At 66.0% G+C, this 2,270-nt stretch carries 1 protein-coding gene; it reads left to right on the plus strand.

Annotated features, from left to right (window positions below; genetic code table 11):
- Positions 1-1,983 (plus strand): WD40 repeat domain-containing protein (locus RMO85_RS04210; RefSeq protein WP_310526666.1); only part of this gene is annotated, 1,983 nt, incomplete at its 5' end.
- Positions 1,984-2,270: the final 287 nt, after the last annotated feature.

Genomic DNA, 2,270 nt, shown 5'->3' on the forward strand with positions numbered 1-2,270 from the left:
AGCCTGACCGCCGCGTTGGCGAGACATCCACAACTGATGGCGTCGGTGCCGATGGAAGGCTCCCGAATCCTGTACTTCGATGTGAGCCCGAACGACGAGACGGTTGCGACGTACGACACCGCGAACCACGTCCGGCTGTACAGGATCGGCACCGGCGAGCTGTTGGCTGAGTTCCAGGCGGGGTCGGCGAGGCATATCAACATGGAGTCTGCGAAGGTTCAGTTCAGCCCTGACGGGCAAGTCCTTGCTGTGAGCATGACGGCGCCGAGCCGCAGACCGGTCATGCTCCTGGACGCGGACACACTGAGCCCTGTTCCCGTGCAACCGGGCGGGGTCCACGAGCGTCGGTGGCAATTGTTCGGCCTCAGGTACAGCGGGAACGGAGGTCGCCTGGCGGCCACCATGTCGCGCGTCCAAGGTGGCAAGAACACGATCCGGTCGACCTCGAGCTGGGCGTTCGTCTGGGACGTCGATTCGCCGCAGGTTCCGACGAGGATCCCGCTGACGGGAGGCCCGTCGTTCGTCGAGCTGAGCCCGGACGGGCGCCTCCTCTACACGTCCGCGCCACTCACCATCCACGACCTGGCCGCCGGCAAGTCCATGGCCGTGAACGAACCAACCGAGACTCTGGCGGTGAGTCCCGACGGGAGTCTGCTCGCCACCCCCGGTCGCGGCGGGCTCCTGCTGCTCGACGCAGCAACGGGTGAGCTCGTGCAGCGGCTTCGAGGCAACGGGGACCTCGGCTTTTACATCAGCTTCTCTGCTGACGGAAGCAGGGTGGCAACCGTGACCTACAACAAGAGGGAGGCCCTGGTCTGGGACGTTGCGTCGGGCACGCTGGAGGCACAGATGCCACTGGGTGAGGCCGGGGAGGCTATCGACTTTGGTGAAGGAGCGGCGACCGTCTACACGGCGGGATCCGACCGGACTCTGCGTCAGTGGGACGTCGCCGGCTACCGGCGCTTTATTGCTCAGGCGGCTGTCGCCCCAGCATGGCTTGCCGATCTCAGCTTCGTGCAGCCTGCCCCTGGCGGCGACTTCATCGCCTATCCGTCCGGAGATCACGTCAGGTTCCTCGACGTCCAACGGGACGCTCCCGGCACCAGACTCGAACGAGGCAAGGGCTACAGCCGGGGCGGCGGGAGCTGGCACCCCGACGGGGTGCACTTCGCGCTGGCTACCGGCGGCGAGGTCCGTATCTGGAACGCGCGCACCGACGAGCTGAGCATCGCAGGCCGACCTGCGGGTCGAAATGTGAGCGGGATCGACTACTCCACGGACGGCAGCCGTCTTGTGATCGCGGAGCTTTCCGGGCTAGTGACGATGCTCGACCCGACCAGCCTCAAACCGGTCGGCCGGTCCGTGCGACTCGAGGACCCCGTCTGTTGCGTGGCTGCCGGGCCCGACGACCACACGGCGGTCGCACTCACCGGATTCCAGGGAGCATCCAACTTCTGGCTCAGTTCGAGCCGGCAATGGTGGCTGGTCGACTTGGAGTCGGGCGCAGTTCTCAACCATGGCGCACTCGGAATCAACGGCCGAAGGCTTGCCTTCTCCCCCGACGGCCGTCACGTTGCCGTCGGCGGATTCAACGGGGAAATGCTCGTCTTGAACGTCGACACAGGCAGGCAGGTGCGCCCCCCGATCGTCGCTCACAAGGACGCTGTCATGGCGGTCACCTACTCCGCGGACGGTCGGCGACTGCTGACCTCCGGAGCAGCGAACATCGTCCTGTGGGATGCGGAGACCGGCCTGCCCATGTCCGAAGTGGCGACCGAGCAGCGCTACAACGAGGCCGGATTCCGCGACAACGCGGACTCGGTGCTCATCGCGCCCCTGTGGGGCGGTGCGGTCCATACGTGGAACACGAACATCGACTACGCGATCGAGTACGCGTGCAGGGTTGCGGGTCGAGACTTCACCGAGGCCGAGTGGGCGGCGCAGTTCGATGATCGTCCGTACCAGCACATCTGCGTCCCCTAGCCACTCCGCGATGTTCTTGGACGGGCTTCATGAGGGAAGGTCGACCGAGGCGCAACAGCCTCGAGCGGTACCCCGGTCAGCGCGAGTGCCTTGGCCCGGATCCACCGATGAACTTGTCGGGTGGGCGTGCCGTAGAACGAGCTGGCGACCGCCAGTGTCTTGAGAGTCATTGGCGGCGGTGTGACGCACCAGTGAATATGCTAAACGCGGGATGAGCGGGCGGCTGGTTCTCGGCCAGCAGCGGCAGGAACGTGCTGGACGCCCGGCCAGGTTGAGCCAGGCCGGGA

Origin of the sequence: Nocardioides sp. (genome assembly GCF_031422975.1) — a bacterium.
Lineage (GTDB): Bacteria > Actinomycetota > Actinomycetes > Propionibacteriales > Nocardioidaceae > Nocardioides.